16 protein-coding genes and 8 pseudogenes are annotated in these 23,976 nt (G+C 59.6%); 12 read left to right on the forward strand and 12 right to left on the reverse strand.

Going from position 1 to position 23,976, the window contains the following annotated elements:
- Positions 1–139 precede the first annotated feature (139 nt).
- Positions 140–595 (forward strand): transposase, encoded by a 456-nt coding sequence (locus tag EN786_RS32630; protein WP_256748481.1) that lies wholly within the window; start codon positions 140–142, stop codon positions 593–595.
- A gap of 763 nt (positions 596–1,358) precedes the next feature.
- The gene (locus EN786_RS32635; protein ID WP_126080680.1) at positions 1,359–1,604 is read left to right on the forward strand and encodes a tyrosine-type recombinase/integrase; all 246 of its coding nucleotides are present in this window, start codon (positions 1,359–1,361) and stop codon (positions 1,602–1,604) included.
- Here the strand turns inward: EN786_RS32635 and EN786_RS32640 are convergent.
- The 3 genes and pseudogenes from EN786_RS32640 to EN786_RS38970 form a co-directional block, all read right to left on the reverse strand.
- Positions 1,570–2,199, reverse strand: coding sequence for a hypothetical protein (locus tag EN786_RS32640; RefSeq protein ID WP_126080679.1), 630 nt, complete (start codon positions 2,197–2,199; stop codon positions 1,570–1,572). The genes EN786_RS32635 and EN786_RS32640 overlap by 35 nt on opposite strands.
- 192 nt (positions 2,200–2,391) lie before the next feature.
- Positions 2,392–2,705: pseudogene (locus tag EN786_RS38965) on the reverse strand (ATP-binding protein); the annotation flags it as partial.
- A gap of 10 nt (positions 2,706–2,715) precedes the next feature.
- A pseudogene (locus EN786_RS38970) lies at positions 2,716–3,248 on the reverse strand (IS21 family transposase); the annotation flags it as partial.
- 516 nt (positions 3,249–3,764) lie between these two features.
- On the opposite strand from EN786_RS38970, the gene EN786_RS32655 reads away from it, so the two are divergent.
- Positions 3,765–4,121 carry a hypothetical protein gene (locus tag EN786_RS32655; RefSeq protein ID WP_126080678.1) on the forward strand — a complete coding sequence of 119 codons (357 nt, stop codon included), beginning with the start codon at positions 3,765–3,767 and terminating at the stop codon, positions 4,119–4,121.
- Positions 4,122–4,690: 569 nt separating this feature from the next.
- On the opposite strand, the gene EN786_RS32660 is transcribed toward EN786_RS32655, so the two are convergent.
- Positions 4,691–6,007, reverse strand: coding sequence for a HipA domain-containing protein (locus tag EN786_RS32660; RefSeq protein WP_063169281.1), 1,317 nt, complete (start codon positions 6,005–6,007; stop codon positions 4,691–4,693).
- Positions 5,997–6,335, reverse strand: a complete 339-nt coding sequence (locus EN786_RS32665; protein ID WP_063169282.1) for a helix-turn-helix transcriptional regulator — start codon at positions 6,333–6,335, stop codon at positions 5,997–5,999. The genes EN786_RS32660 and EN786_RS32665 overlap by 11 nt, the downstream gene beginning before the upstream one ends.
- A 611-nt stretch (positions 6,336–6,946) precedes the next feature.
- Here EN786_RS32665 and EN786_RS37990 point away from each other — a divergent pair.
- Both EN786_RS37990 and EN786_RS38335 read left to right on the forward strand, forming a co-directional pair.
- Positions 6,947–7,443 (forward strand): annotated as a pseudogene (locus EN786_RS37990) (aldehyde dehydrogenase family protein); the annotation flags it as partial.
- Between the two features lie 261 nt (positions 7,444–7,704).
- Positions 7,705–7,902 carry a hypothetical protein gene (locus tag EN786_RS38335; RefSeq protein ID WP_063169285.1) on the forward strand — a complete coding sequence of 66 codons (198 nt, stop codon included), beginning with the start codon at positions 7,705–7,707 and terminating at the stop codon, positions 7,900–7,902.
- Positions 7,903–7,955: 53 nt separating this feature from the next.
- Here EN786_RS38335 and EN786_RS32685 read toward each other — a convergent pair.
- Both EN786_RS32685 and EN786_RS32690 read right to left on the reverse strand, forming a co-directional pair.
- Positions 7,956–8,416: pseudogene (locus EN786_RS32685) on the reverse strand (OB-fold nucleic acid binding domain-containing protein); the annotation flags it as partial.
- Between the two features lie 307 nt (positions 8,417–8,723).
- Complete coding sequence (locus tag EN786_RS32690; protein ID WP_126080677.1) at positions 8,724–10,655, reverse strand: potassium transporter Kup; 1,932 nt, start codon at positions 10,653–10,655, stop codon at positions 8,724–8,726.
- Between the two features lie 975 nt (positions 10,656–11,630).
- Between EN786_RS32690 and EN786_RS32695 the strand changes: the two genes are divergently transcribed.
- From EN786_RS32695 to EN786_RS37995, 5 genes and pseudogenes are all read left to right on the forward strand, one after another.
- Complete coding sequence (locus EN786_RS32695) at positions 11,631–11,909, forward strand: AlpA family phage regulatory protein (RefSeq protein WP_063169289.1); 279 nt, start codon at positions 11,631–11,633, stop codon at positions 11,907–11,909.
- Positions 11,906–12,538 carry a hypothetical protein gene (locus EN786_RS32700; protein ID WP_063169290.1) on the forward strand — a complete coding sequence of 211 codons (633 nt, stop codon included), beginning with the start codon at positions 11,906–11,908 and terminating at the stop codon, positions 12,536–12,538. Before EN786_RS32695 ends, EN786_RS32700 begins: the two co-directional genes overlap by 4 nt.
- A gap of 702 nt (positions 12,539–13,240) precedes the next feature.
- Complete coding sequence (locus EN786_RS32705) at positions 13,241–16,774, forward strand: autotransporter domain-containing protein (RefSeq protein WP_082826570.1); 3,534 nt, start codon at positions 13,241–13,243, stop codon at positions 16,772–16,774.
- Positions 16,775–17,017: 243 nt separating this feature from the next.
- Positions 17,018–17,701, forward strand: a pseudogene (locus tag EN786_RS38975) (integrase); the annotation flags it as partial.
- A gap of 116 nt (positions 17,702–17,817) precedes the next feature.
- A complete protein-coding gene (locus tag EN786_RS37995; protein ID WP_063169293.1) occupies positions 17,818–18,054 on the forward strand; it encodes a hypothetical protein in 237 nt (78 codons plus the stop codon).
- A gap of 161 nt (positions 18,055–18,215) precedes the next feature.
- Here the strand turns inward: EN786_RS37995 and EN786_RS32720 are convergent.
- Together EN786_RS32720 and EN786_RS32725 are read right to left on the reverse strand one after the other, a co-directional pair.
- Positions 18,216–18,416: pseudogene (locus EN786_RS32720) on the reverse strand (SMC-Scp complex subunit ScpB); the annotation flags it as partial.
- A 93-nt stretch (positions 18,417–18,509) separates the two neighbouring features.
- Positions 18,510–18,770 (reverse strand): hypothetical protein, encoded by a 261-nt coding sequence (locus tag EN786_RS32725; protein ID WP_095769041.1) that lies wholly within the window; start codon positions 18,768–18,770, stop codon positions 18,510–18,512.
- Positions 18,771–18,987: 217 nt separating this feature from the next.
- Between EN786_RS32725 and EN786_RS32730 the strand changes: the two are divergent.
- Together EN786_RS32730 and EN786_RS32735 are read left to right on the forward strand one after the other, a co-directional pair.
- Positions 18,988–21,136 (forward strand): annotated as a pseudogene (locus EN786_RS32730) (prolyl oligopeptidase family serine peptidase).
- A gap of 38 nt (positions 21,137–21,174) precedes the next feature.
- Entirely contained in the window at positions 21,175–21,873 is a 699-nt protein-coding gene (locus EN786_RS32735; protein ID WP_063169295.1) for an OmpW family protein, read from the forward strand.
- 307 nt (positions 21,874–22,180) lie between these two features.
- Here the strand turns inward: EN786_RS32735 and EN786_RS32740 are convergent, their stop codons facing one another.
- The 3 genes and pseudogenes from EN786_RS32740 to EN786_RS32750 form a co-directional block, all read right to left on the reverse strand.
- Positions 22,181–22,381 carry a hypothetical protein gene (locus EN786_RS32740; RefSeq protein ID WP_244514237.1) on the reverse strand — a complete coding sequence of 67 codons (201 nt, stop codon included), beginning with the start codon at positions 22,379–22,381 and terminating at the stop codon, positions 22,181–22,183.
- A gap of 144 nt (positions 22,382–22,525) precedes the next feature.
- Complete coding sequence (locus tag EN786_RS38980; RefSeq protein WP_063169296.1) at positions 22,526–23,185, reverse strand: hypothetical protein; 660 nt, start codon at positions 23,183–23,185, stop codon at positions 22,526–22,528.
- Positions 23,186–23,286: 101 nt separating this feature from the next.
- Positions 23,287–23,942: pseudogene (locus tag EN786_RS32750) on the reverse strand (IS630 family transposase); the annotation flags it as partial.
- Between the last annotated feature and the right edge of the window lie 34 nt (positions 23,943–23,976).

Here is a 23,976-nt window from a genome sequence, read left to right on the forward strand (position 1 = left end):
CCCGCTAGGGCAGCCTGTGCAGTTGCACAGGTGAAGCGGATCAATCAGGGGGAGCCATGGCGGAAACTGGATGATGGCGGCTTGAGGAGAGCGGCGTATCGAGGCGGGTGATGAAGCCTGCCAGTACCTCTCAAGGAGAGTGATACGCCATGAACGAGACTATCAACACATTGTTCGCCTTCGTCAGCCCGACGAAATCGATGATACCCTGACGGATGTACTTCGCAGCGGCGCGCGCAAATTGCTTGCGCATGCGATCGAGATGGAGGCCGAGGCGTATGCCAAGGCGGTCGACTGCCTGACGAAAGATCATATTGCGTCGCTGGCGCTCTACGATTTCCCCGCCCAACACTGGGATCATCTGCGAACGTCCAATCCCATCGAAAGCGTCTTTGCAACCGTTCGCTATCGCACGGTGCGTACCAAGGGCTCGCTATCCTCGAAAACCGCCCAGCTGATGGTCTTCAAGCTGTTGGCCGCGGCCAGGAAGTGGCGACGATTGAAAGGACAAAATCAGTTGCCGAAACTCATCGCAGGTGCCAGGTTCCTGGACGGAATCCAGGTCATCGAAACGAAGCCGCAGAGCGCCGCTTGATCAGCCTCGTCACCCAAATTCCAGCATAGCTCCATCGGAACTGCCAGCCTTCCTTGCCGATCAGGCGCATATCAGCGCTGACGATACCGAGGACGGCGATGGCGGTCACCTCCAGGCCGCCGAGTAACGACCCTCAAAACACCGCACTGGTCGAGGCCAGCCTGAACCGGTATCTTGTGCCTGCCCTCGGGAGTCGCTCTATCCACCATGTGATCGACACCGACATTGCTAACGTCACCAAGAAGATCGTCGCCGGGGGTCACCCGCAAGCGGCTAACACGGCCTTCTGGTGTATGCGGGCATTTTTCAACTGGTGTCGCAAACCGCCGCAACGGCTCATCCGCGGTTTCCCCGCGAGGGATTGGAAAATCCGGATCCGGCCCCGATCGTCAAGCGCAAGCGAGTGGTGAACGATGCCGAACTGGCGGCTATATGAACGGGCTGTGAGCCCGAACCGGGCGATATCGGCTATTCGTTCGGCTCCATCGTCAAGCTGCTCATTCTGACCGGACAGAGGCGTACGGAAGTTGCCGCGATGCGTTGGTCCTCAACCTTGAAGCCGGAACATGGAACTATCGGGTGACCGCACGAAGAACGAAGAGCCTACGCTTATTCCGCTGCCCACACTGGCGGTGTCGGTCCCCCAGACGGTACCGAAGACCAATGACACGTTTTTTTCCCTGCGAGGGGCAACGAAAGAAGCCACTTCTCAGGCTACGCGAAGGGCAAGAAGGCTCTAGACGGCAAGGTCAATACTGACGGGGTGGCTTTGGAGAACTGGACCCTTCACGATCTGCGCAGGACGCTCGCGACAAATCTCGGCAGGCGGCAGGTATTGCCACACGTCATCGAGCACATACTGAATCACAAGGCGGCGTCCTTGACAGACATTGGCGAAATCTACAATCTCTATAGCAAAGTCAAGGAGAAGCGCGAGGTGTTGCAGATGTGGTCAAATCACATCGAATGGCTGATCAAGCAGGCTGCGGATGACGCTCTGGCGGCGTAGCTGCTGGCATGGGCGGAAGATGCGGCGCAACAATCGTCAGAGCCTCATCGAATTGGAGATCATGCTTGACCAGCAAATGCGCGGCCAATGCTTCGATGGCCGACCAGTGATCGAGTACTAGCCGGGCCGTGCAATCTTCGATCCGCCCCCAATCGGGGCGGCGCGGCATCAGGAACCGCAACTCACCATAGATTCGCTTGGCATCCGCGTAGTCGCAGCTCCCCTCATTCCCATCGGACGCATTCATCGCCATATCGCGCGGGTCCAGATAGCCTTCGAATGCGGAGTCTGCAAAAGGACCTGCCAGACACGCAACTATCTCCCGGATCGCATCATCGCGTTCCAAACATCGATCCATATCGTCCTCGAAAATCGGCTTTCGCTTCGAGGTGAATCCTTGCGCTGAATAAAAACCCGCGCCTTCGACAACACCACCGCACTCTCCGTCACCGGCGTCGGGGTAAATACTAACACTTGAGAAAGCAGGGAGTTCACGGTCGTCGTCGAACGTCTGACGGTGCAAAACGATGGCGGCCACCGCGTGCCCGGCTTCGTGATGCGCCACAAGCGGCAGATATTGGGAGGCTACATTCATGCGGTGCGGCTCTCAGGTCTAGTTTGCTTTTGCGCATAGGACCGCAATTGTCGTGCCAACTGGGAAAATCGTTTCGGGCAATGCGATCGCTCCGATAGCGTTGCGTCTCCTGTCTGACATTGTTGGGAAGTCGACACGCGCCCGTCGCAATGCGGTCGACCTTCCGCGCGAGTTGGGTGACCCGTGAAGGCGGCCGACCAGGACGATGTTGCGCTGATCGGCGACGAAGGCGCGGCCGGGCGAGATCGCGCATCAGGGGGTGACCGGCGTGTCGGCGAAGTCGAAGTCGTCGATGTCCTTGGCCAGCGGCAACTTGGCGACAGCGAACTGGTATTTGATGGAGCGGGCCTGCTTCTCCGATATCTCGGCCTGCAAGAGATCACCGACAATCCTGGGCGGCTCGTGCCGTCGCTTGATGGCGACGCGCCCATGATCTCGTCATAGGCTCTGCGCATTCCGTAGAGCTTCAGCGCTCCCATCAGTTCCAGTACCTCGGTGCGTTCCATGGCTGTTTGTCCTCCTGAGACTGTCATAGCGGGTGCAGTCGGCGACACTCGTGAGCTAGCTTCAGCGCTTGGGGAATGGAAAGGATCGTGCCCGGCGCCGGATCGCGGCTGCGGGCCAGGATGTTGAGGATCACCGGCGCCGACGATGCACCGTGCTCGATGGCTTCCTGACAGGCGGCCTCGACCGCGCTCAATCCGTCGGTCAGCACCCAGGTGAGGATCAACACCATCTGCCGGTCGACGTCATCAACCGCCTTGAGCTGCGCCGCACCTTCTCCATTGCCGACCGCACGACCCAGCTAAGGAACGGCGCGCGCCGTGTGCCAGGGATCGTAGACGACCTCGTTGCGGCCAAAGGAGCGAACGTGTTCTCCCACGACCACGCCATCCTCTGGCGGATGCGATCCGATCGACATAAGCATGGATCTCGACGGGCCGACCGACGGCACTCGACAGCACCGAGTATTTGTTGTTGTCGAAGCGCACCGTGCAGGTCTTCGACACCGACGGGGGAATGCAGTGGAAGCCGTCGAAGCGACCGGCAGCCGCTCCCGCTGCGGCTTGGCCGCATTCGCCGACAGCAGCCGGTCCCGCGTCTCACGCCGAGCTCCCATGCGGGGATAGGGCTGGTGCTTGCGCTCGTAGCGGAACTCCGTCTGCTCAGAACGCAGGACCTTGCGCACCACCTTGCGCGAGATCTTCAGCTCACGGCAGATCGCCTTGATCGACTTCCCCTGGACCAGCGACAGCCGACGTATCTTTGCAATCGTCTCTAAAACCAACATCCAAAACACAAATGCCTCCGATCAAGCCGGAGGCATCTTGATGACCCCATCGTTAAAGGGTCCCGTTTGGACGAAAATCACCCTTTAAACAGGGTCCCCATTCCACGAAAAATCAATGCACTACCTTCCAAAGCTGCGAGAGATCGCCACCGACCGCTTTGAAGGGGCTTTCGGCGGTCTCGTCAGCGAGGTTGTGGCATGAAGAAACATCAATCCACAGCATTGGGCCGAAGCATGCCACGGGCTCATGCCGCGGGAGAGCGGGAAGATATTCTTGAAAGAAGCGGTCTCCGACATCAATACCGACAGGATGGGCAGCTTTCTCACATCACTTGAGGTCGAGCGTGGCAGTTGCGACCCGCAATGCAAGGCTGGCGGCGATGGATGCCTTTGCGCGGTTCCTGATTTCGGAGCACCCCGAATATTAGGATACGCTGCAACTGGTGGTGACACTTCCCTTCAAGAGGGCGCGTGGGTGGCACCTGTCGAATATCTCGATGAGCCCGGAAATCAAGAGCGTCCTGGCGCGTATCGTCCGCCGCACGCCTTCTGGACAGCGGGATTACGCTCTGTTTTCGCTGATGTTCAATACGGATGCACGAGTTCAGGGATCCTGAATCTTCGATTGTGACCTTCGTCTGGTATCGCCCTGTCCCGCCGAGCAAAGCAACGACCGCCCCACACTGCTCACCCGGTTCGGTGTTCCATACTTGCTGCGCACACATGGCTGCGGGCGAAGGAACCACCATGGCGGAAAAAAGCATCCATCATCGCCCTTTGCGGGACACGACGGCCATCCACCTCGTCAAGGCGGGTGTTGACATCGCCACCATCAGTCGATGGCCAGGCCACTCGGGCTGAACTAACGATGCGCTACGCCCAGGCCGGTATCGATATGAAGCGGCAAGCGCTCGAACAAGGCTTCCCCGACGTGATGTCATCGGCAAAAGATCAGACGATCATCGCTTTGATGGCTGGATGTTTGGCTGGCTGCACCGCTTGTAGACGCTCAGTTATGTGGAGTTGTATCGCGGGAAGTCGCGCGTCTTGGGCTTTTGCGGTGTCAGCTCCACATCTCTCCGCAGTGCACGTTGTCACTGTTGAAGAGCCGTTTGTTCAATCTTCGTCCTGGCACGGCAAGGGTTGTCGATATTGTGGGCGTCTTGCGCTTGCCGAGCTTGTCCGAAATCCAGCGCCGGATCAGGCGTGAACACTGTTGCGTAGTTCGTCAGCCAGAGCGCGGAGAACGTCGGCGCTTCCTTCCAGCGCCGTAAAAGCGTAGGGATTGAGGAACTGTCGGCCCCAGAACAGATTGCGATCTGTGCCGGATAGCGTAGCTTCCTCGCTGACACGCGGCCAATTCTCCGCAATGCATCGGAGCTGGCCTTCAACAATCGCAAGAGCTTCCGGCGCGCTGAGCAGGAAGTGATGCGCCGCTTCAAGGCAGGACGCTATCCGGCTCATGCGGTTATTGCCGCTGATGAGCATGGCCTGGCTGGCCTCCTGGCCACTGCGGGCCTGCGGACAAATATCGTACGCAGGCGTGAGGGTGAGCTTAGCGCCGTCCCAGAATGCCGCATGGTTGCGGGCATGATCGTCGGTGTTGCCGCAAAGTATGTTGAAGACAATGCGGCTGAACAACTCGCGCAGAGTTTCCGACGGCGCGGTGAATCGGTGGCGAATGATCTCCGCCAAATCCTGGTAGCTGGCGTAACGCGCCATCATCTCATCGAGCGCGAGCATCGTCAGCGCTGAGACCATGGATTTGCGTTGCCAGCCGCCCGTGACCTTGATCCGGTCGAATCGCTCGACGAGCAACACGTCGTTGCCTGCGGCGCGAACGAGCGAGACGGATGCCGCTCTGATGCCGCACAAGGCGGCAAGCCGCATGGCTATGAATTCTCCTTTGACGACGCTGTAAAGGTCGGCAGACGAGGAAAATTTCGCGACATGCTTGACGGCGTCACCCTCGATCAGCGCCTTTGGCCTTGCGCCGCCGATCGAGCTGCCGTGATGCAGCGCCTGATCTAATTCGGGGGTGAGCGGAATACCTTTCTCTACCCGCTCCGCCGATTGGACAAGCTCTTCGAGAGTGGCATTGGCCAGTGCGCGCGGCTCGTAATGCATTGGCGAAAACTGAAAATCGAGCGCGCCGATGCGGTCCGAGCCTGATTCCAGCAAGAACGTCAGTTCTGAAATATCGAGCCGCGCGATTTCATCGCCCTTCACACCGAATTTGCGGTTTAGGATAACCCGTCGTCCCCAGGCATCAGGGGCAGCATCGCGGATGCATCCCGGCATGGTTAGGCCAGGAAGCAAAGGCAATTCGCCTGCCTTCAGGGGCAGTTCCGGGAGATAAAGCGGGATCGCGCTTCCCAGTTCACGAAAGCTCCTGCCATAGTTGAAGCTGACGAGTCCGTCATGGGCATATAGCCGCCCGGCGACAACCGGCGCGGTCTCGCCCGGCAGCCAGACCCAGACATAGGCTTCGTCGTACTTGGGGACCTTAGAACTCATCGACGATCTGCTTGCCGGCCTTGTAGACGTGCTTCGGCAGCAGCGCGATGCGATCGTCCATGCGGCCTGTGAGGGCTGTGATGCCATTGCCGTCGGCATCGAACAGCTTCACACCGACAATGGCAGCAGCTTCGAACATCAGTCCGATTTCGACTTTGGGATCGCCCTTCTCGATGCGCTGCAGGGTGCTGCGTGAAACACCGATTCTCTCGGCTAACTCCTGTGCGGTTAACCGGTGCTGCATCCGGCCAAGCCGGATGGTCTTACCGAAAAGGCCAAGCGCTTCCATCGCGTAGCGCGAATAGGTGCGTTTATACGTTGCCTTCATTCGGGTCTCTGTGACCTATGCATGATCCATATCGCCTTCTTTCGAACTTTATATAGGTAATGTCACAGAGCGACTGCCAAAGTCAAGACTCCGTATCGCAAGCGTTACCCATCCGAACGAGGAAGGCGGATATTGCCGACGGCTCCTGCACAACCGGCCAGCTCTGCGCGTCTCGGGCGAGGCGGAGATCTGGCGCTGGATCGCGGACAGCCTTGAGACGCCTCGCATGAGTCATTCATGGGCGGTCCCTGGTGCGGGGCCGCGGCGCTCGACTGCTGGCCGACATTCTCGGCGGCGGGACCCGCATCCGGCTACACCAGCACTTTTCGACCGCATACGCGCCCAGCTTCTCTCCGAAATCATTGCCAATGAGCGCGAACCTCATGCGATCGCCGAGCTGGCCTGGCGGCGCGGAATCTACGCACGCATCCGTATTCGAGACCGCCCAAGGGAGGCTGACTAGCGTAACGCCCTCCGATCTAAGCGCCTTCCACAAAGCCGCTTTCGCACGCGACGGGCTGCATGTGGCGGTCGTAGGCGACATAGATGCCAAGCCCTGAGAGTAAGGCTCTACCAGCTGTTCGGCGATTTGCCTCAGAAACTGGCGCTTGCCGGCGCGAACCAGTGGTATCGCGAGGGCGAGCACGCCGAGCGCTTTTCCTCCGCCCTCCACTGACCACAGACCCGCACGCAACGAAGCCGCGCTCGATCTTATCGTGGCGTGGCTAGGTGCAATGTTTGCTCTCGCCATCAGGCCGGCTTTCCCGATGGCGTGGTCAACCTGATCTATGCGTCCGAAGGTGATCGCGTGGGCCGTGAACTCTGCACCAATTCCAAAGATCAGCTTTACCGGTTCGAACGAGGTCGGACGGCTGCTGATGCGTCAGTGCTCTGACCAGATCAAGAAGGTCAGCCTTGAAACCGGCGGCAATGCACCTTTCATCATCTTCGATGATGCCGACATTGACGGTGCTGTTGACGGTGCGGTCCAGGCGAAGTTCCGCAATGCCGGCCAGACCTGCGTTTCCGCGAACCGCATTTACGTCCAATCGAGCGTTCACGATGAGTCCGCCGAGAAATTGTGGAGAAGGTCCGGCACTTATCAGTGGTCCGACGTCTACTCCCGGAGCGAAGCCGTCGCCAACCCAAGATCGAGTCCCACATCGCAGATGATAATTCGATGCGGGGCCGAACGATAAATATGCATGCTTTGGCCACCCCGAGGCAGGGCTCATTGAGATGATCCGACCGCCTTGGAACAAAGATGGGGTAGAGCAGATGAAGCGTTGGCAGCGTGTCTCCATTCGACGCGAGCGCTTAGGATGGGATCACGATCATTCGCATCACGCGCAGCCGCAAGGGCGATGCCATGGCTACTTTGGAATCGTTGAAGTGGTTTGAGCCGGACAGTCACAAATACACCCGTTACGCCGCGGCTCAGGAAACGGGGCGGCGTCCGGCGGTGGAGGTGCTCGCTGACTTAAAAAGGGTGCGGGCAGTCGTTGCGCTTGAGAGCGACGACATTTGGGATCCGGCACGGGGTGACCTGCTGCCAATCGGCAGTTAACAGGGTCCGACAAAAGTGTGCACAACATGCTGCTGAAGTGGCCTCCGGAAGCGCTACCGGAAGTTACGCGTCTTGAACTTGATAGGGTCGATATGGTCATACTGCATCGACGATGTCGCGCCCCTTCGGCATGCCGCGCGGATCGATGCCCGATCCGCCGTGATGAGCCTCGTCCCTCGGCCGTGCGGCAACGGAAACGGCGTCTTGCGGTTTCCCACGCTGGCCAGCCCGGCCGACAGATCGGTCAGCTCGTGGGCGACGAGGTGCACCACCTCCTCTTCCGTCGGATGCGTCCGCGGACGCCGAGCATGGCCGAAGCAAGAAGCACGCGCCGGAATTTCTCGAGAGATCTTGACCCAGACGACGACGTTTGCCGCACCCGTCTCATCCTCCAGAGGAACATGAAGCCTTTGGCCGAGCCCGGCCGCTGCCGGACCAGCACCAGGCCGGCGGCCTCGAGCCAGCTTCTGCCTCGCGCCTGCATAGCATCCTGACAGGTCACGGTGCGGCGCCGGTTAGGCGGCACGCCGATTTTGGCAACGCTAGCCTGTGAACTGAAGAATGAAGGTCGGACTTGCGGCACATCGATTAGGTTCAAATGATAAGTTGCTGCCCGGCGAGGTCGTTTCAGCGCATCTCGACTGGTGGGTCGGCAAGACAATGCGGAACGGAAATGATCGCAGGCGTAAAGGACGGCTTTCGGGGCCGGAAGCTTCAGGCCTGGAACCGGACCCCAGTTTGGCGCAAGCATCGTGGCCTCCGCCCGGTCAGGCATTCACCGGCTCGCGAAATGCCAATTGATTCTGCTTAACCGGGCATACCTAAACGGCCACTTGCGTTCCGATCTCGACCACACGTCCGGTCGGGATCTGGAAATACTCCGTCGCGTCGGCGGCCGTGCGCGCCAAGCCGATGAACAGCTTGTCCTGCCACACCGGCATGCCGGAGTTGGGTGACGCCTTGAGCGAGCGACGCGACAGGAAGAAGGACGTCGTCATGATGTCGAACTTCCAACCCTGCTTGCGGCAGATCGCCAGCGCACGCGGGATGTTAGGCTGTTCCATGTAGCCGAAGGTCAGTGTCACCCGCATGAACAGCTCATTGATCGTTTCCATCTTGATCCGCTCGCTGTCGGGCACCACGGGCTGCTGCGCCGTCACCACAGAGAGGATGACGTTCTGTTCGTGCAGCGCCTTGTAGTGCTTCAGGCTGTGCATCAACGCGGTCGGCGCACTGGCGGGATCGCTGGTCAGGAACACGGCCGTACCGGACACCAGCTGCGGTTTCTTCTTCAACAGATTGCCCGCAAGGAAATCGAGCGGAATCTGGTTCCTGCGCGTCTTGTCAAATAGATACCTGCTGCCTCTTATCCAAGTCCACATGGTCATCACGATCACTGCGGCAATGGCAAGCGAGGCCCAGCCGCCTTCGAATACCTTGACGATGTTAGCTGCAAAGAAGCCGGTATCGATGAAGACGAACACCGCCATTAAGGCTATCGCGACGCCGAGCGGCCATTTCCAGATGCGCGTCATCACAACAAAAAGCAGTATGTTCGTCACCAGCATATTGCCGGTCACCGAAATACCGTAGGCCGAGGCCAGCCGGCTGGATTCGCCGAAGCCGACCACCAGCAGCATCACCACCAGCGCCAGCATCAGGTTGATGCGCGGCAGATAGATCTGGCCCGACTGTTTTTCCGACGTGTGCTGGATGACGAAACGCGGCAGCATGTTGAGCTGTACCGCTTGCCTGGTCAGCGAAAAGGCGCCGGAGATCACCGCCTGGCAGGCGATCACGGTCGCCGCCGTGGCAAGCACGACCATCGGAATAAGCGTCCAGCCCTGGTTCATCTCGAAGAACGGATGACCGACAACGCCGCCATTTGCCAGCACGAAGGCGCCTTGCCCGACATAATTGAGCAACAGACAAGGGAACACGATCGCCAGCCAGGCGAGCACGATCGGCTTGCGGCCGAAATGGCCGAGGTCGGCGTAGAGCGCCTCGGCTCCGGTGACGGCGAGGAAGACTGCACCAACCGTAACGAAGGCGACGTCAGGCGAGTTGACCAGGAACGACACGATGTAATGCGGGCTGATTGCCAGCAGGATTTCCGGGTCGTCCATGATGTGGTTGAGCCCGGAAAGGCCGATGGCCAGGAACCACAGCGCGGTAACGGGTCCGAACACCAATCCTACGCCGCCGGTGCCAAACCGCTGTACCGCAAACACGATCGCCAGGATGGCCAGTGTCAGCGGCACCACATAGGGCTGGAACGTCGGCGTGACGACATTCATACCTTCGACCGCCGACAGTACCGAGATTGCCGGCGTAATGACGGCGTCGCCAAAAAAAAGCGCCGCGCCGACGATGCCGATGCCGATGCCGATGCCGAGGATCACCGCAGAGCAGGTCGGGAAACTGTTGCGCGCCAGCGCCATAAGCGACAGCACTCCGCCCTCGCCTCGATTGTCGGCGCGGAGCACGAACATGATGTATTTGATCGTCACGGTGATCGTCAGGGACCAGATGATCAGCGAGAGTACGCCGAGGATGTCGCCACGGCTGGCGACGTTACCACCCGCTGATGCATGCAACGCCTCGCGAAATGCATAGATCGGGCTGGTGCCTATATCGCCATAAACGACACCTAGTGCGCCCGACATCAGCGCCTTGGTGCTGTGCTGCTCGACCTCAGAATGGCTCGATTGTTCGACAGGTTCTGCCTCGTTACCAGCATTGGTAAGGGCCATGGACGACACTCCGATAAGCGCGCGGTGCTCTACGCTTGCTGCACTGCAATATCAAGTTCCGTCACGTAATGTCTGCCGTCTCGCCTGTCGTTGCTCGCCTTGGTAGACTCGCCAGCCCGCAGCCCTACCGAGCAGCAATAGCGCCCCGGCAGAACCCTCAATCGCCCAGATCAATGAATGGTTATCGCCCACAGTGCCCCCCCGCGATGCGGCCGATGGCGACCAGGGTGTCGTGGGCGCACAAGGATGGCGCTTTCCTGATGACGCCGTGCTCCAGGTGTGATCGCACCGTTGCTGCGCAAGCCATTTACTTGCTCGTCCCAGCGAGGACCGTGGCCAACTGGAACGCAGGGCCACGCCGCTCACCGGCCGCACTTTGCGGCGCAGATAACGATTCGATCTCCGCGGCGAGATTCTGGTTGAAGAAGCCACCAAGCTTGTCGAAGGACACACGGTCGTAATATCGACATGCCAGTATCCGCAACCCAGAAAAGCTCCTTGGGCTCCGCTGCGCGCGCCACGAACAACCCGATCTTCTCTGCGAAGAGGACGCCGTAATCCTTCAGGTTGAAGCCAAACCGGGGGGCGGCCGTGACGTATGGGCGAAGGGCTAGGAGGCGGGTTCGGTGAGGAACGGCATTGATGTCCACGCCGTCTCCTGGAAAGACAGAGGAATGCGGTGTCACCGACTGGCGCCGGAGGTTGATCCGGTGATTAGGAGGAGCACTCGTTGTCGGATTCTCGACGATGTCGGACATCTGACACAACGCTGCCAGAGCGATCACGTTGTTCCGAAACGATTTTCCCAGTTGGCACGACAATTGCGGTCCTATGCGCAAAAGCACTGCGATGCCGCACCGACTGGAAGAACTCATCAATGATCACGCTTTTCGAACATGTGGGCGCCGCTACCAACACTAAGCGTTCCCGATCAAACGGAAGCCTCTATCCCTTCTTTCTGAAGGCTGTCCGGACATGAACGCATTTGATGTCCGTCCAACGCTGGATGCTCCCGACGACGATCTCTATCTTTGGCTTGAAGATGTGGAAGGCGAGCGGGCACTTGCCTGGGCCGCCGGCCAGTCGGCAAAGACCCTGAAGCACTTCAGTGGAACGCAGTTCGAGCGCGACCGCGCGACTCTGAAGGCAGGCCTGTTCCCTAAGCGGCGTCGCATCTCCCCCGGCCGAGTCGCATGGCTTGAATCCGATATCAGGGCTTGGATGGAAACTAGATCTGAGAGCCGCACCGCATGAATGTAGCCTCCCAATATCTTCTCCCGTCTGTGGCGCATCACGAAGCCGGGCACGCGGTGGCCGCCATCGTTTTGCACCGTCAGATGTTCGACGACGACCGTGAACTCCCTGCTTTCTCAAGTGTTAGTATTTACCCCGACGCCGGTGACGGAGAGTGCGGTGGTTTTGTCGAAGGCACGGTTTTCTATTCAGCGCAAGGATTCACCTCGGAGCTAAAGCCGATTTTCGAGAACGATATGGATCGACATTTCCAACGCGATGAAGCGATCCAAGAGATAGTTGCGTGTCTGGCAGGTCCTTTTGCAGAATCCGCATTCGAAGGCTATCTGGACCCGCGCGATATGGCGATGAATGCGTCCGATGGGAATGAGGGGAGCAGCGACTACGCGGATGCCAAGCGAATCTATGGTGAGTTGCGGTTCCTGATGCCGCGCCGCCCCCGTTGGAGGCGGATCGAAGATCGCACGGCCCGGCTAGTACTCGATCACTGGTCAGCCATCGAAGCATTGGCCGCGCATTTGCTGGTCAAGCATGATCTCCAATTCGATGAGGCTCTGACGATTGTTGCGCCGCATCTTCCGCCCATGCCAGCAGCTACGCCGCCAGAGCGTCATCCGCAGCCTGCTTGATCAGCCATTCGATGTGATTTGACCACATCTGCAACACCTCGCGCTTCTCCTTGACGTTGCTATAGAGATCGTAGATTTCGCCAATGTCTCCGGTGCGGGCTCACAGCCCGTCCATATAGCCGCCAGTCTGCTGCCTTCGAGTGGCCCATGTTGGCCGCGGCCAGGAAGTGGCGACGATTGAAAGGACAAAATCAGTTGCCGAAACTCATCGCAGGTGACGGTCTGGTGGCAATTTGGGCACATCTTGTGTCTCGTCGCCAGTAAACACGGATGCCCGGCAGGAGCTGAGCTCGCTGCCGGCGGAAATCGTAGAGCGCCAGCGACGCATTCTGATCTTTCGTCAGGCAGTCGACCGCCTTGGCATACGCCTCGGCCTCCATCTCGATCGACCTGAACCGGTATCTTGTGCGCCATCCGGACGATCTGGGAAAGCTTGGCCGGGCCGGCGCCTTCCCAGGCGCACGGGAAGCGCGACGACCCATGTGGACCTTGGATTTCACTCCGCACTTACGCTGCTTTGGCCTTGTCAGCAGCCTGAGCATAAAGCGTGCTCAGCTTTCAGGCCGAGCACTCATCCATTGTTGACAGCACCTGTCGTCATTCAGGATCGCCCCATTCTCGCAGGCCGCTTGCAGCTTTCAGGCTGTTGTCAGCCAGGGCCGCCATAAAGGGTCTCGTTAAACAATTCAGGAGGCCGTTCCAATGAACAATCAGTTTGCGAGACTTTTTCGAGGACCAGGTATGCAGGCTTGTTTCAGGACAAAGAACTTTCTGGCGGCAACCACCGCGATGACGACGGTATTCCTGCCGGCTGTGTCTCTCGGGGTGGGTCTGGTAGCATTTCCAACTGGAGAAGCGTTGGCCGACGACCCGATTTCGATCCCGCTGGAGTATGTCGGGGAAGGCCATGACCGCCTGGGCATCTGGGCCAAGATCAACAATGGCAACGCGCAGCGATACGTATTCGACACGGGCTCGGACCAGCTCAACACGCAGATCGGGTCAGAGGTGACCGGGGTCCGCCCGATTGCCGACACGCCTTACGTATATACGTACGGGGACGGAACGTATGGTAATAAGCTTCAGAACGTGGAAATTGATAAATTTACATATGTCGATCCAGATCAAAAGATAACAATCGACGGGCCGTCTGTAAGCGATAAGAAATACCGGGCTGCTCGCATTCTCGATTTTGTCTATACCCATGCGTATTGCAAGGACAACAATCTTAAGTGCACGCCGGGATCCGTGACGGATGGACTTAAAGATATGTATGGTCAGGATCTCCAAGAACCTTATCACGCCGATAAGGAGCAGCGGGCGAAAATGACCGCTGGCAAGATGGCAGACGAAGGCGGCGATTTCGCAGGTACATTCGGGGCCGGCGATTTTCTTGGCAAGACAAGTGTCTGGGGCATGATGGGCAGTGTCACCAGGTCTGGCTACGTGGTCTCCGCCAATGTGAATCCGGATTCCGAGAGCGACCAAACGCCTGGCTGTTCCCCCTGCACGATTGTCAACCTCAATCCAAGCCTCCGGGCCCAATATACTAATGCCATGCCATGGGGAGAACCCGAGGAAAAAGATCAGGATTCTTATCAGAATTTTCCTGGCTCTGGCGCCAATGCCTCGACCGAATACGAAGGCAGCTACAATCTGCAGTACACGGTTAAGGATGGAGCCCCACCAATCACCGACCCCAACAAGACCGCGGTATTGCTCGACACCGGCACACCGGGCGGTGGCAGTCTGGAGATCAGTGATGCGATGCTGAAGCAATTTCAGGATGCGGGCGTCAAACTTAAAAATGTTCGGAGAAATGAGCAACGCGAGATCGTAAGCGCATCGGGCAACATCCCGAGCGTTACAATCGCAGGAACGGATGGCGATCCGGTAAGGCTGGACAATATCGACTTCACCTACACCAGCGGCACGACGGAACAACCCAATGACCAGACCAGTTTTGTTGCCGGTCTTGACTTCTTCAAAAACAGATCGGTCATTTTCGATCTGGAGAAGAAGTATACCGCTTATACGTCACATTTCGTCACTGCCAGCAACTTCTCTACCGATTCATCCGCACCCGAAGGGACCGGTCTGAGCAGGATCACGACGAGCATGGGGAATGAGGGCGGGTTCGGCATAGCGGGTGTCGTCTCCGGCTCCGGATCGCTGACGCTTGATACAAAGACGGTGGTCCGGATGACGAATGTCAACACCTACACCGGCGAGACGAATATTGCTCAGGATGCCTATCTCTCGCTTGCGGGGCTCGGCAACATCCAACGGTCAGCGAAAGTCGTTGCAGACGGCACGTTCGATATCTCCGAACATGGAAATGGCAGCGACTATTGGGGAATCTCCGACGCCTACAACGATGCCCGTATTCGTAGCCTGAGTGGCAGCGGAACGGTCGAACTGGGCAAGCGTACCCTGGTGCTAACGGATTCGAACGACACGTTCGCCGGCAGCATCAACGACCTCGACGTTGATAACAATAATATGGGCGGCAAACTATTCGTTGCCGGTGGCGTGCAAACGCTGAGCGGAAAGAACAATTTTTCCGGCATGACGACGGTCGGTTCCGGCGCGGGATTGCTGCTTGCCGATACAGGTGTGCTTTCCCATGATGCGACCACGTCCGGCTTTCTCGGGAATGACGGGCAGATCGGGGGCACGGCTATCGCAAACAGCGGCGGTGTCGTCGCAGGCGGCGGCACCTACGGTGCGGTCACCATTTCCGAGGGCGGCACGGTCGCTCCTGGCAGTGCGACCGATCCGAGCAGGATCGTCACCACACTGACTGTCACGGGCGATTTCGCGCAGCAGTCCGGATCGATCTATCAGGTCGACCTCGCAAGGTCGTCCGATCTCATCGATGTTGGCGGAGCAGCGGCGATCGACAGCGGCGCGCAGATCGAGCTGCTGCGGCAGGGAACGCTATCGGTCGATGCCCGATATACTCTGCTCTCCGCAGCAGGCGGCGTAAGCGGCACCTATGGCGGGCTGACGGGGGCTCTGGCGACAGACGCGACGCCCTTCGTCGATTTCCAGCTCGTCTACGATGCCAACAATGTCTATCTCGATATCAGCCGCACATCGACGGCGTTTGCCGATGTAGCCAGCACCTTCAATCAACGCTCGGTCGCCGCAGCGGCTCAGGCGCTTGGAAGCGGTAATCCGATCCAGGACAACATCCTGTTCCTGACGGCGCCGGAAGCCCGCAACGCTTTCGATATGCTATCAGGCGAGGTTCATGCTTCCATTCATAGCGGCCTCATCGAGGACAGTCATTCTGTACGCGATGCCGCGAGCGAACGGATCCGTGCGGCGTTCGACGGCGTCGGTGCCTCCAGCGTTCCGGTGATGACTTATGGGCTGGGTGGTCTGGAACTGGCCCCGGCAACGAGTGAGAATTTCGCCGTATGGGGCCGTGGCTTCGGCGCCTGGGGTCATCTCGACAGCGACGGCAATGCCGCCGGTCTCGATCACTCGACAGGCGGCTTTCTGGCTGGCGGTGACGCGGCTGTCGGCGAAAGCTGGCGGCTCGGCCTCATCAGCGGCTACAGCCATACCTCCTTGGAGGCGGACGATCGCGCGTCGTCGGGCTCGAGCGAGAATTACCATCTCGGTCTTTTTGCCGGCACGCAGAACGGCAATCTCGGTTTTCGTTCCGGCCTTGCCTATACCTGGCACAGCATCGAGACCGGCAGGTCCGTGGTCTTTCCAGGCTTCGCCGACAGCCTTTCGGCCGATTACGACGCCGGCACGTTCCAGGCCTTTGGCGAGCTCGGCTACCGTATCAATACGGCTTCGGCTTCCTTCGAGCCCTACGCTAATCTCGCTTATGTGAATTTTGACGCCGATGGCTTCACCGAGAATGGCGGCGCAGCCGCCTTGTCGAGCGGGGATCGCTCGAGCGACACGGCGTTTACCACGCTAGGTCTGCGTGCGTCGACGGTACTGACCCTCGGCACCGTGACTGCTACCGCGCGCGGCGGTCTTGGCTGGCGCCACGCCTTCGGCGACGTCAGGCCGGATACCGCTCTTGCCTTTGCTGGCGGTTCCTCCTTCGCCATCAAGGGCGTGCCGATCGCAAAGAACGCAGCTCTGCTCGAAGCTGGGCTTGACGTAAACATCACCGAGAACGCGACGTTCGGCATCGCCTATCAGGGACAGATCGCCTCGGATGCCCAGACACACGGGTTCAGCGCCAAGCTCGGCGTCCGTTTCTAAATCACCCGCAAAAGAGATTGGTTATGAAGTCAGTGAGTGCATTTTCTTTTACCGTCGTTCTCGGCTCAGCGACGGTGATGTCTGTGTCCGCCGCGCGAACGGACGATGCCTGCTACAACAAGGCACAAAGCCTATGATGACGCAATGTTCAATCGACGACCTGAAGCCAGTCGATGGCGAGCTTGACAAGCTCTACAAGGAGATGGAGACCCGGCTCAAAGAGTCCCGGCGCATGTCCAGGAACTGGTCGAGACCGCGAGGGGCTACAACGCCACCTCGGAGAACACGCGCGACGCCTACCCCAAGGATTGGCGGCATTTTTCCTCCTGGTGCCGGCGCGCTGGCTTCGATCCCCTGCCTCCGGGCTCGAAGGTGATCAGGCTCAATATCAGCGCCTGTGCCTCGGGCACCGCCGCCGGCGATCCGAAGCGTGGCGCCCCTGCCCTTTAGTTTGCGACCATCGAGCGGCGGCTTTCCGGCCTCGCCTGGAACTTTACCCAGCGCGGCCGGCCGTTGGACCGCGCGGAGCGGCATATCTATAAGGTTCTTGCCGGCATTCGCCGCAAGCACGCAAAGCCACCGCGGCAGAAAGAGGCGGTCCTGGCGACGATCTGCTGGCGATGATCGCCACGCTCGGCCACGACCTCAGGGCCTGCGCGACCGCGCTATTTTGCTCCTGGGCTGTGGCGGCGGCCTGCGGCGCTCCGAGATCGTCGGTCTCGACGTCATGCGCGACGACAACAGCGATGGCGCCAGCTGGATCGAGATTTTTGACGGCAAGGGCTGCTGGTCACCCTGCGCGGCAAGACCGGCTGGCGCGAGGTCGAGGTCGGCCGCGGCTCCAGCGACCACACCTACCCCGTAGTCGCGCTCGAGAGCTGGATCCGCTTTGGCCGCATCGCACGTGGACCCCTGTTCCGCCGCATCTTGTCGATCAGGTCGATATAATACGAAAAAGCCGCCGCCATTCGGGACGGGCGTCGGCTATCATGTCCAGCCATTATGCGGCGAGCGGATAGCTTTCGCCGGACCAGGCAGAGAACTTGGCGGCAAAAGCCTTCATCTCGTCGACCGCGAATGTGGTGCGCGGTTGCGAACTCGACTTGCTGGGCGAGAGGGACCTCGCCGAGAAAGGCGCTGACATGAGCGGGATGCTGCTTGGCCAAATCGAGATCCGCAAAGCAATCGGCCAGCGCCGCGTCGTCCAGCTGTACGCTGCAGGGCGCGTTCACGTCGTCAAGACGGATGCCAAATGCTTGCTCATAATGGCCGCAAGGTAATCGTTTCGGGTCGGAGACACAAGTTGCCGCCTCCTTCGCCGTAGAGTGGCCCGATACAATCACGATCGATATTGCCACCTCTTATCGATAGTGATCGCATAGTTCCCTGATTCGACTCTCAACCGCTCATATCAAGCGATTACTTCCATGTATCTGCTGCGCTAGCCCGTCCTGGCCTTGGAGTGTCGCTCCTCACCTCCTCCACCACTCACCAGCCCGATGGGAGTATCGCCCGCCAGCAGCTTCTCCTTGCTGAGCAGCGCGGCAACCTCAATCGCCTCGAAATCGGGCAAATCCCGCAGTGTGTCGAGGCCGAAGTGCAACAGGAAGGTCTTGGTCGTGACGTAGGTGTAAGGCGTGCCAAATTCAGCGGGCAGGCAGACGTTGACCCACAACAATCAAGGGGACGGTGCAGGCCAAGATTGCGGCAGGGCTTGGGCCCCCCACCCTTCTCCTCAGAACTCCGCTGCTTCCAGCTGGCGGCTGAAACTCACAGGCGCAGCCAGCTTGGTCTCTAACAGCATCGATCGCATCATGGTGTCTGCCATGAATCCGTGTGCGTGAAGCGCTCCAGAGCGAAGATGTTGGGCGTCAACCAGGTTCACTCCAATGAGCTTCACTTCTCGAGTTCTGCACAGTGTCCACGACTGGCGCCGGAGGTTGATCCGGTGATTAGGAGGAGCACTCGTTGTCGGATTCTCGACGATGTCGGACATGTGACACAACGCTTCCAGAGCGATCGCATTGTTCCGAAACGATTTTCCCAGTTGGCACGAAGGTTGCGGCCCTATGCGCAAAAGCACTGCGATGCCGCACCGACTGGAAGAACTCATCAATGATCACGCTTTTCGAACATGTGGGCGCCGCTACCGACACTGAGCGTTCCCGAGCCGACGGAAGCCTCTATCCCTTCTTTCTGAAGGCTGTCCGGACATGAACGCATTTGATGTCCGTCCAACGCTTGATGCTCCCGACGACGATCCCTATGTCTGGCTTGAAGATGTAGAGGGCGAGCGGGCACTTGCCTGGGCCGCCGGCCAATCGGCAAGGACTCTGAAGCACTTCGGTGGAACGCAGTTCGAGCGCGACCGCGCGGCTCTGACAGCCATTTTCGACAATCGCGACAATCTTCCCCTGATCGCGCGCCGTAGTCAGTACCTCTACAATTACTGGCGAGATGACGGTAATCCACGCGGACTGTGGCGCCGGACCACCCTTGCCGCCTACATGAAGGCGGATCCCCAATGGGAGCTACTGCTCGATCTGGATGCTCTCGCGGCTAGCGACGGAGAGGACTGGATCTGGGACGGCGCGTCCATCGAGCCGGAGAGACGGGAAAGAGCCGTTCTGCGCCTGTCGCGCGGCGGCAGCGACGCGGTCGTGCATCGCGAATTCGACCTGATTTCTCTGAGCTTTGTCGCCGACGGCTTCAACCTCCCCGAGGCCAAAGGCTACGTTAATTGGCTGGACCCTGACACGCTTCTGCTTTCCAGTGCGCTTGGTAATGGCATGGCCACCCGCTCCGGCTATGCGCGCACAGTTCGACTGTGGAAGCGTGACGCGGATCCCCTCACCACGCCGGCAATCTTCGAGGCCGGGTTCGAAAGCTTCCAAGTGTCTGGTCATTCGGACCGCACCGGCCGCAGCGAGCGCCTTTGGTTCATCGAGCAGCCGGCCTTCTTCGAGAAGATCAGCTGGATCGGCGATAGGAGCGGGCCGAGGAGGCAGATCGATCTTCCTCGCGACGCGTCGTGGCGGGTCTTCGGCGACTGGCTGGCGGTAAGGCCGCGCAAGCCCTGGACGGTGGGAGGCACCACCCATCCCGCCGACGCGCTGATCGTCATCTCGCTTTCCACTTTCCTCGCCGGCGGACGCCTTTTTGAGACCCTGTTTCAACCAGGGGAAAGGCGCTCCATGCAGTCATTCTTCTGGAATGACGGGAAGCTCATTATCTCTTACCTCGTCAATCTCGCACCGCGTTTCGAGATGTTCACTCCCGGCCACCAGGAATGGACGCGCCGAGTCCTGAACACCCTGCCCGCCGAAGGTACTGTCGACGTCTGGTCATTCGATGCGGCAGTTCACGAGACCAATGGAGAGGTCCTGATCTGTGCTCAGGATCCGATCACGCCGCCGCAGCTCTTGCTGTTCGATCTGAATGCCGCGCCGTCTCTCAGCGCTTCAGCAATCCTGAAGCGCAGCCCGGAGAATTTCGATGCATCCGGACTGGTGGTCACGCGCCACGAGGCAGTCTCTATCGATCATGAGCTGATCCCCTATACGCAGGTTGGTCCGGCGAACGGGAACGGAGATGCTCCGATTCACCTTTCCGCTTATGGCGGGTTCGGCGTATCATTCCTGCCCTACTACAACTCCCCGCTGGGCAAGCTGTGGCTCGAGCGCGGCGGCACGTGTGTCGAGGCGAACATCCGCGGCGGCGGCGAGTTCGGCACCCGCTGGCACGAAGCCGGGCGCAGGGAGGGCAAGCGTCTCGCCCACGACGATTTCGCCGCCGTTGCCTCCGACCTCGTGCGAAGGGGCATCACCCTGCCGAGGCGGATTGCCGCCGAGGGGCCTGCTGATCGCAAACATGCTGACCCGCTATCCTGAGCATTTCGGGGCTCTGTTCTGCACAGCACCGCTTATCGACATGCGTCGCTACACCAAGCTCTTGGCGGGCGCGAGCTGGATCGACGAATATGGCGATCCGGACAAGGTTCACGATTGGGCTTTCCTGAAGGAAATCTCCGCCTATCACGCCGCAGCGCCGGGACAGCCCTATCCGCCTATCCTGATCGCCACCACGAAACGCGACGACCGCGTCCATCCGGGCCATGCGCGCAAGATGGCCGCAAAACTGCAGGCTCTTGGCTATCCCGCTTACTTCTACGAGGCCAGCGCAGGCGGGCACGGCTGCGGCGAGGACAATCGGGAGCAAGCCGCATTCATCAGTCTAGGCACCAATTTTCTCCGCAGCGCAATCGGCTTCAACGATCACCCTCCGGAGACGGCGGAACGCGTTGCAACGCAAGAGGGGCATTTGAGGTCCATCAACAATTCATTCGAGCAGGAGACGAAATAGTGCAGTGCATCCTTTCTGAACATCAAGGAGTGAATCTCATGGCGAGAACGCGAATGGGCGTAGCGCGGGCAACAGCAGCGGCGGTGGCCCTGATCATGGTGGGACAGCAGGCCGTCGCCGCGGAGCCTGCGCAAGCAGAGACCGTCCTGGCGGAGACGGGAGCCTCGGTCACCGAAGCGCCAATCCCTTGGCAGGTCCGCCTGCGGGCGTTGGGCGTCGTTACGAAAGATCTGGGCTACGTTGATACGCTTCCCGGCTCCGGTCTTTCGTATTCGGACACGGTGACGCCGGAACTCGATATCTCGTATTTCTTCACCGACAACATCGCCGCCGAACTCATACTCGGTACCACTTATGCCAACATCGCGGGCCAAGGGACGATCGGAGGGTTGGGCAACATCGGCAAAGTTTGGCTGCTGCCGCCGACACTCACGTTGCAGTACCATTTTACCGATCTCGGCGCGTTCAAGCCTTATGTCGGCGCCGGCGTGAACTACACGATCTTCTACAACCAGGACACTGGCAGCGCTGATGCTCTCAAGGTGAAGAACACGTTCGGCACGGCGCTGCAGGTCGGATTCGACTACATGGTGGACCAGCACTGGGGCCTCAACTTCGACGTGAAGAAGCTTTTCCTGAAGCCGGACTTCGACGTCACGGTGACCGGCGCGAAGCTGACGGGGAAGGCGGAGCTCGATCCCTGGCTGATAGGCGCAGGTGTCACCTACCGCTTTTGAATATCAGAGTGAAGTCTGCTTCCCGACTGCCGGTTTAAATGAAGGGCGCCTCGCGCGCCCTTTTTTACGGTCGACACTGCAGCGCAAGACCTCATGAAGCTATTGTCGGGCGGGGTTCTCTTCCGGCGGACCAAGAAGATGCACTGGCCAACCGGCCTTGCGCCTGAGGTGGAGTGCTTAGAAGCGCTTTGGATCGGGACGGGCTTTGGTATTGTGGGTGGAATGCTTCAGCCAGACCATTTGCCAGCATCGTCTCCCGGACGTCATGTGTGAGCTTCTTTGTCAGCGCAAGGCGAACACGGATCTCCTAGCAGGCCGTTGAAGAAGTGTCCCGTTTGGCCTTGAGGATTGCCTCGTCGCCGTTGTGATAGAAGGTGATGTCGATGGAGCCGTCGTCGAGCAGTTCAGCATGGCCGTCGCCTGTGACCTCGTCCATTTCGTCGAATCCGACCCATGTGAAGAAGACCGTCGACGGGCCGTAGCCGAGTTCGAGGGTTAGATGAGCCAAACGCCAGTGGGGCGTCCTGGGGACGACGCGCGCGAGATTCTGGTCGTGGTGGCCAGCCCAATACGATGTGAGAAGTTGCTGCCGGTGCGGGTACCGGAGGTCGCCGATAGTGACAGCCGATGTTCGACAGCGGCAAGGACATGCTCAGCCGTCAACGCGCCGAGGGCTTGGCCGGGAATGGTGGTGATGGAACCAATCCAGAAAGCGGCGGCTGCCCAGGAGAACGCCTTCGCGGGACTTTGACTCCAGTCCGCACACCCTGCTCAGATAGTCCGAAAAAGAGGTCAGAAGCGGAGCATCCGGATTATTATCTACACTGGGAACAGAAGCATGGAAGCGTTCTGGAGCCACTCGCCGCGCGTTTACCAGTGCCGACACTGCTCCAAGCTGACTATCTGCCATGACCACCTGCCGAACGTAGTCCGTTGATGCCACCGGTACCCTTCGCGGTCTGCTCCAGCGGGAAGATCGGGTCTGATCGACCCTGCTGACCTGTGCGGCGGCCTCTCTCGCTAGGGCGTCCCCCTTCCTGTCGTCCTCCTCCGCCGCTTTCGGCTGCTTTCGGCCCGCCGCCCTCGCCAAGGCGTCGTAGTCGGTAAGCGCGTCCTCCGTCTCCTTTAGGGGCTTCATCGCGTGACTAGAGTTTAGCGCGTGTTTGTAGGCGGCGGACCGAATGGTCGTCGAAATGCCACTCAGCGCCACCGCAAGATGCCCTAGGGCTTCCGCCTCATGATCTGACAGCGGCACGTCACGATTAGAGCCGATTGCCCTGCCTTCTTCCAGTTTCACAATGTTTGTAGTCATTTCCTGCTCCATCGCGTTGACTGAGATACGATGGAGACGGAAGTGGAGAACAAATTTTTACAAGCAACTAAGATGATATTCTCGTCAACGGGACAATAGTGGACGTTGAGGGCGGCGAACAGGGTGGTGGTGCCGTTGCGCTTGTAGTCGTGCCTCATCGTACCGAGCCGCCCCTTCTTCATCGGCAGGCCGGGTGGGTGCGGTCGAGCGCCGGATCTGGCTCTTTTCATCGACCGACAGAACGATGGCATGGGCCGGCGCATCGAGATAGAGGCCGACGACGGCGCGCAACTTGTCGACGAACTTCGGATCATTGGAGAGCTTGAACCTGGCGCCAGCGGTGGGGTGCGAGACCATGCGCCTTCCAGATGCGCCTGACGGCGCTGGCGCTGATTGCGGCGGCTTGCGCCATCATGTCGGCGGTCCAGTGGGTCCTCTCGCCCGGCGGATCGGCAAGCGTCAGTGCCACGACGCGCTCGCCGACATCGGGACCGAGCGGCGGAATGCGCCACTGTCGCGTCTTGTCGCGCAGCAGCCCGTCACAGCCTTCCGCGGCAAAGCGCTCCTGCCAGCGCCAGACGTCGGTCTTCGACTTGCCGATGCGGCGCATGACCTCGCCGGTGCCGACGCCGTCGGCGGGCAAAAGCACTATCTCGGCGCGCCAGACATGCTTTTGCGGGGCGTTGCGATCCCTGATCAGCGCCGTCAGACGGACGCGATCGGCCGACGAAACGGTGAACGATCTTCCTGTGCGCATGCGCCAGACTCGCACGCGCAGGCCAGAAAGGGAA

The organism is Mesorhizobium sp. M4B.F.Ca.ET.143.01.1.1 (genome assembly GCF_004792275.1).
Lineage (GTDB): Bacteria > Pseudomonadota > Alphaproteobacteria > Rhizobiales > Rhizobiaceae > Mesorhizobium > Mesorhizobium abyssinicae.

Bases quoted from the DNA above. Each gene is read 5' to 3' on its own strand.
- EN786_RS32640 (WP_126080679.1), bottom strand. From the start codon at position 2,199: ATGAATGTAGCCTCCCAATATCTGCCGCTTGTGGCGCATCACGAAGCC.
- EN786_RS32660 (WP_063169281.1), bottom strand. From the start codon at position 6,007: ATGAGTTCTAAGGTCCCCAAGTACGACGAAGCCTATGTCTGGGTCTGG.
- EN786_RS32665 (WP_063169282.1), bottom strand. From the start codon at position 6,335: ATGAAGGCAACGTATAAACGCACCTATTCGCGCTACGCGATGGAAGCG.
- EN786_RS38335 (WP_063169285.1), top strand. From the start codon at position 7,705: ATGGCTACTTTGGAATCGTTGAAGTGGTTTGAGCCGGACAGTCACAAA.
- EN786_RS32690 (WP_126080677.1), bottom strand. From the start codon at position 10,655: ATGGCCCTTACCAATGCTGGTAACGAGGCAGAACCTGTCGAACAATCG.
- EN786_RS32695 (WP_063169289.1), top strand. From the start codon at position 11,631: ATGAACGCATTTGATGTCCGTCCAACGCTGGATGCTCCCGACGACGAT.
- EN786_RS32700 (WP_063169290.1), top strand. From the start codon at position 11,906: ATGAATGTAGCCTCCCAATATCTTCTCCCGTCTGTGGCGCATCACGAA.
- EN786_RS32705 (WP_082826570.1), top strand. From the start codon at position 13,241: ATGAACAATCAGTTTGCGAGACTTTTTCGAGGACCAGGTATGCAGGCT.
- EN786_RS32725 (WP_095769041.1), bottom strand. From the start codon at position 18,770: ATGTCCGACATCGTCGAGAATCCGACAACGAGTGCTCCTCCTAATCAC.
- EN786_RS32735 (WP_063169295.1), top strand. From the start codon at position 21,175: ATGGCGAGAACGCGAATGGGCGTAGCGCGGGCAACAGCAGCGGCGGTG.
- EN786_RS38980 (WP_063169296.1), bottom strand. From the start codon at position 23,185: ATGACTACAAACATTGTGAAACTGGAAGAAGGCAGGGCAATCGGCTCT.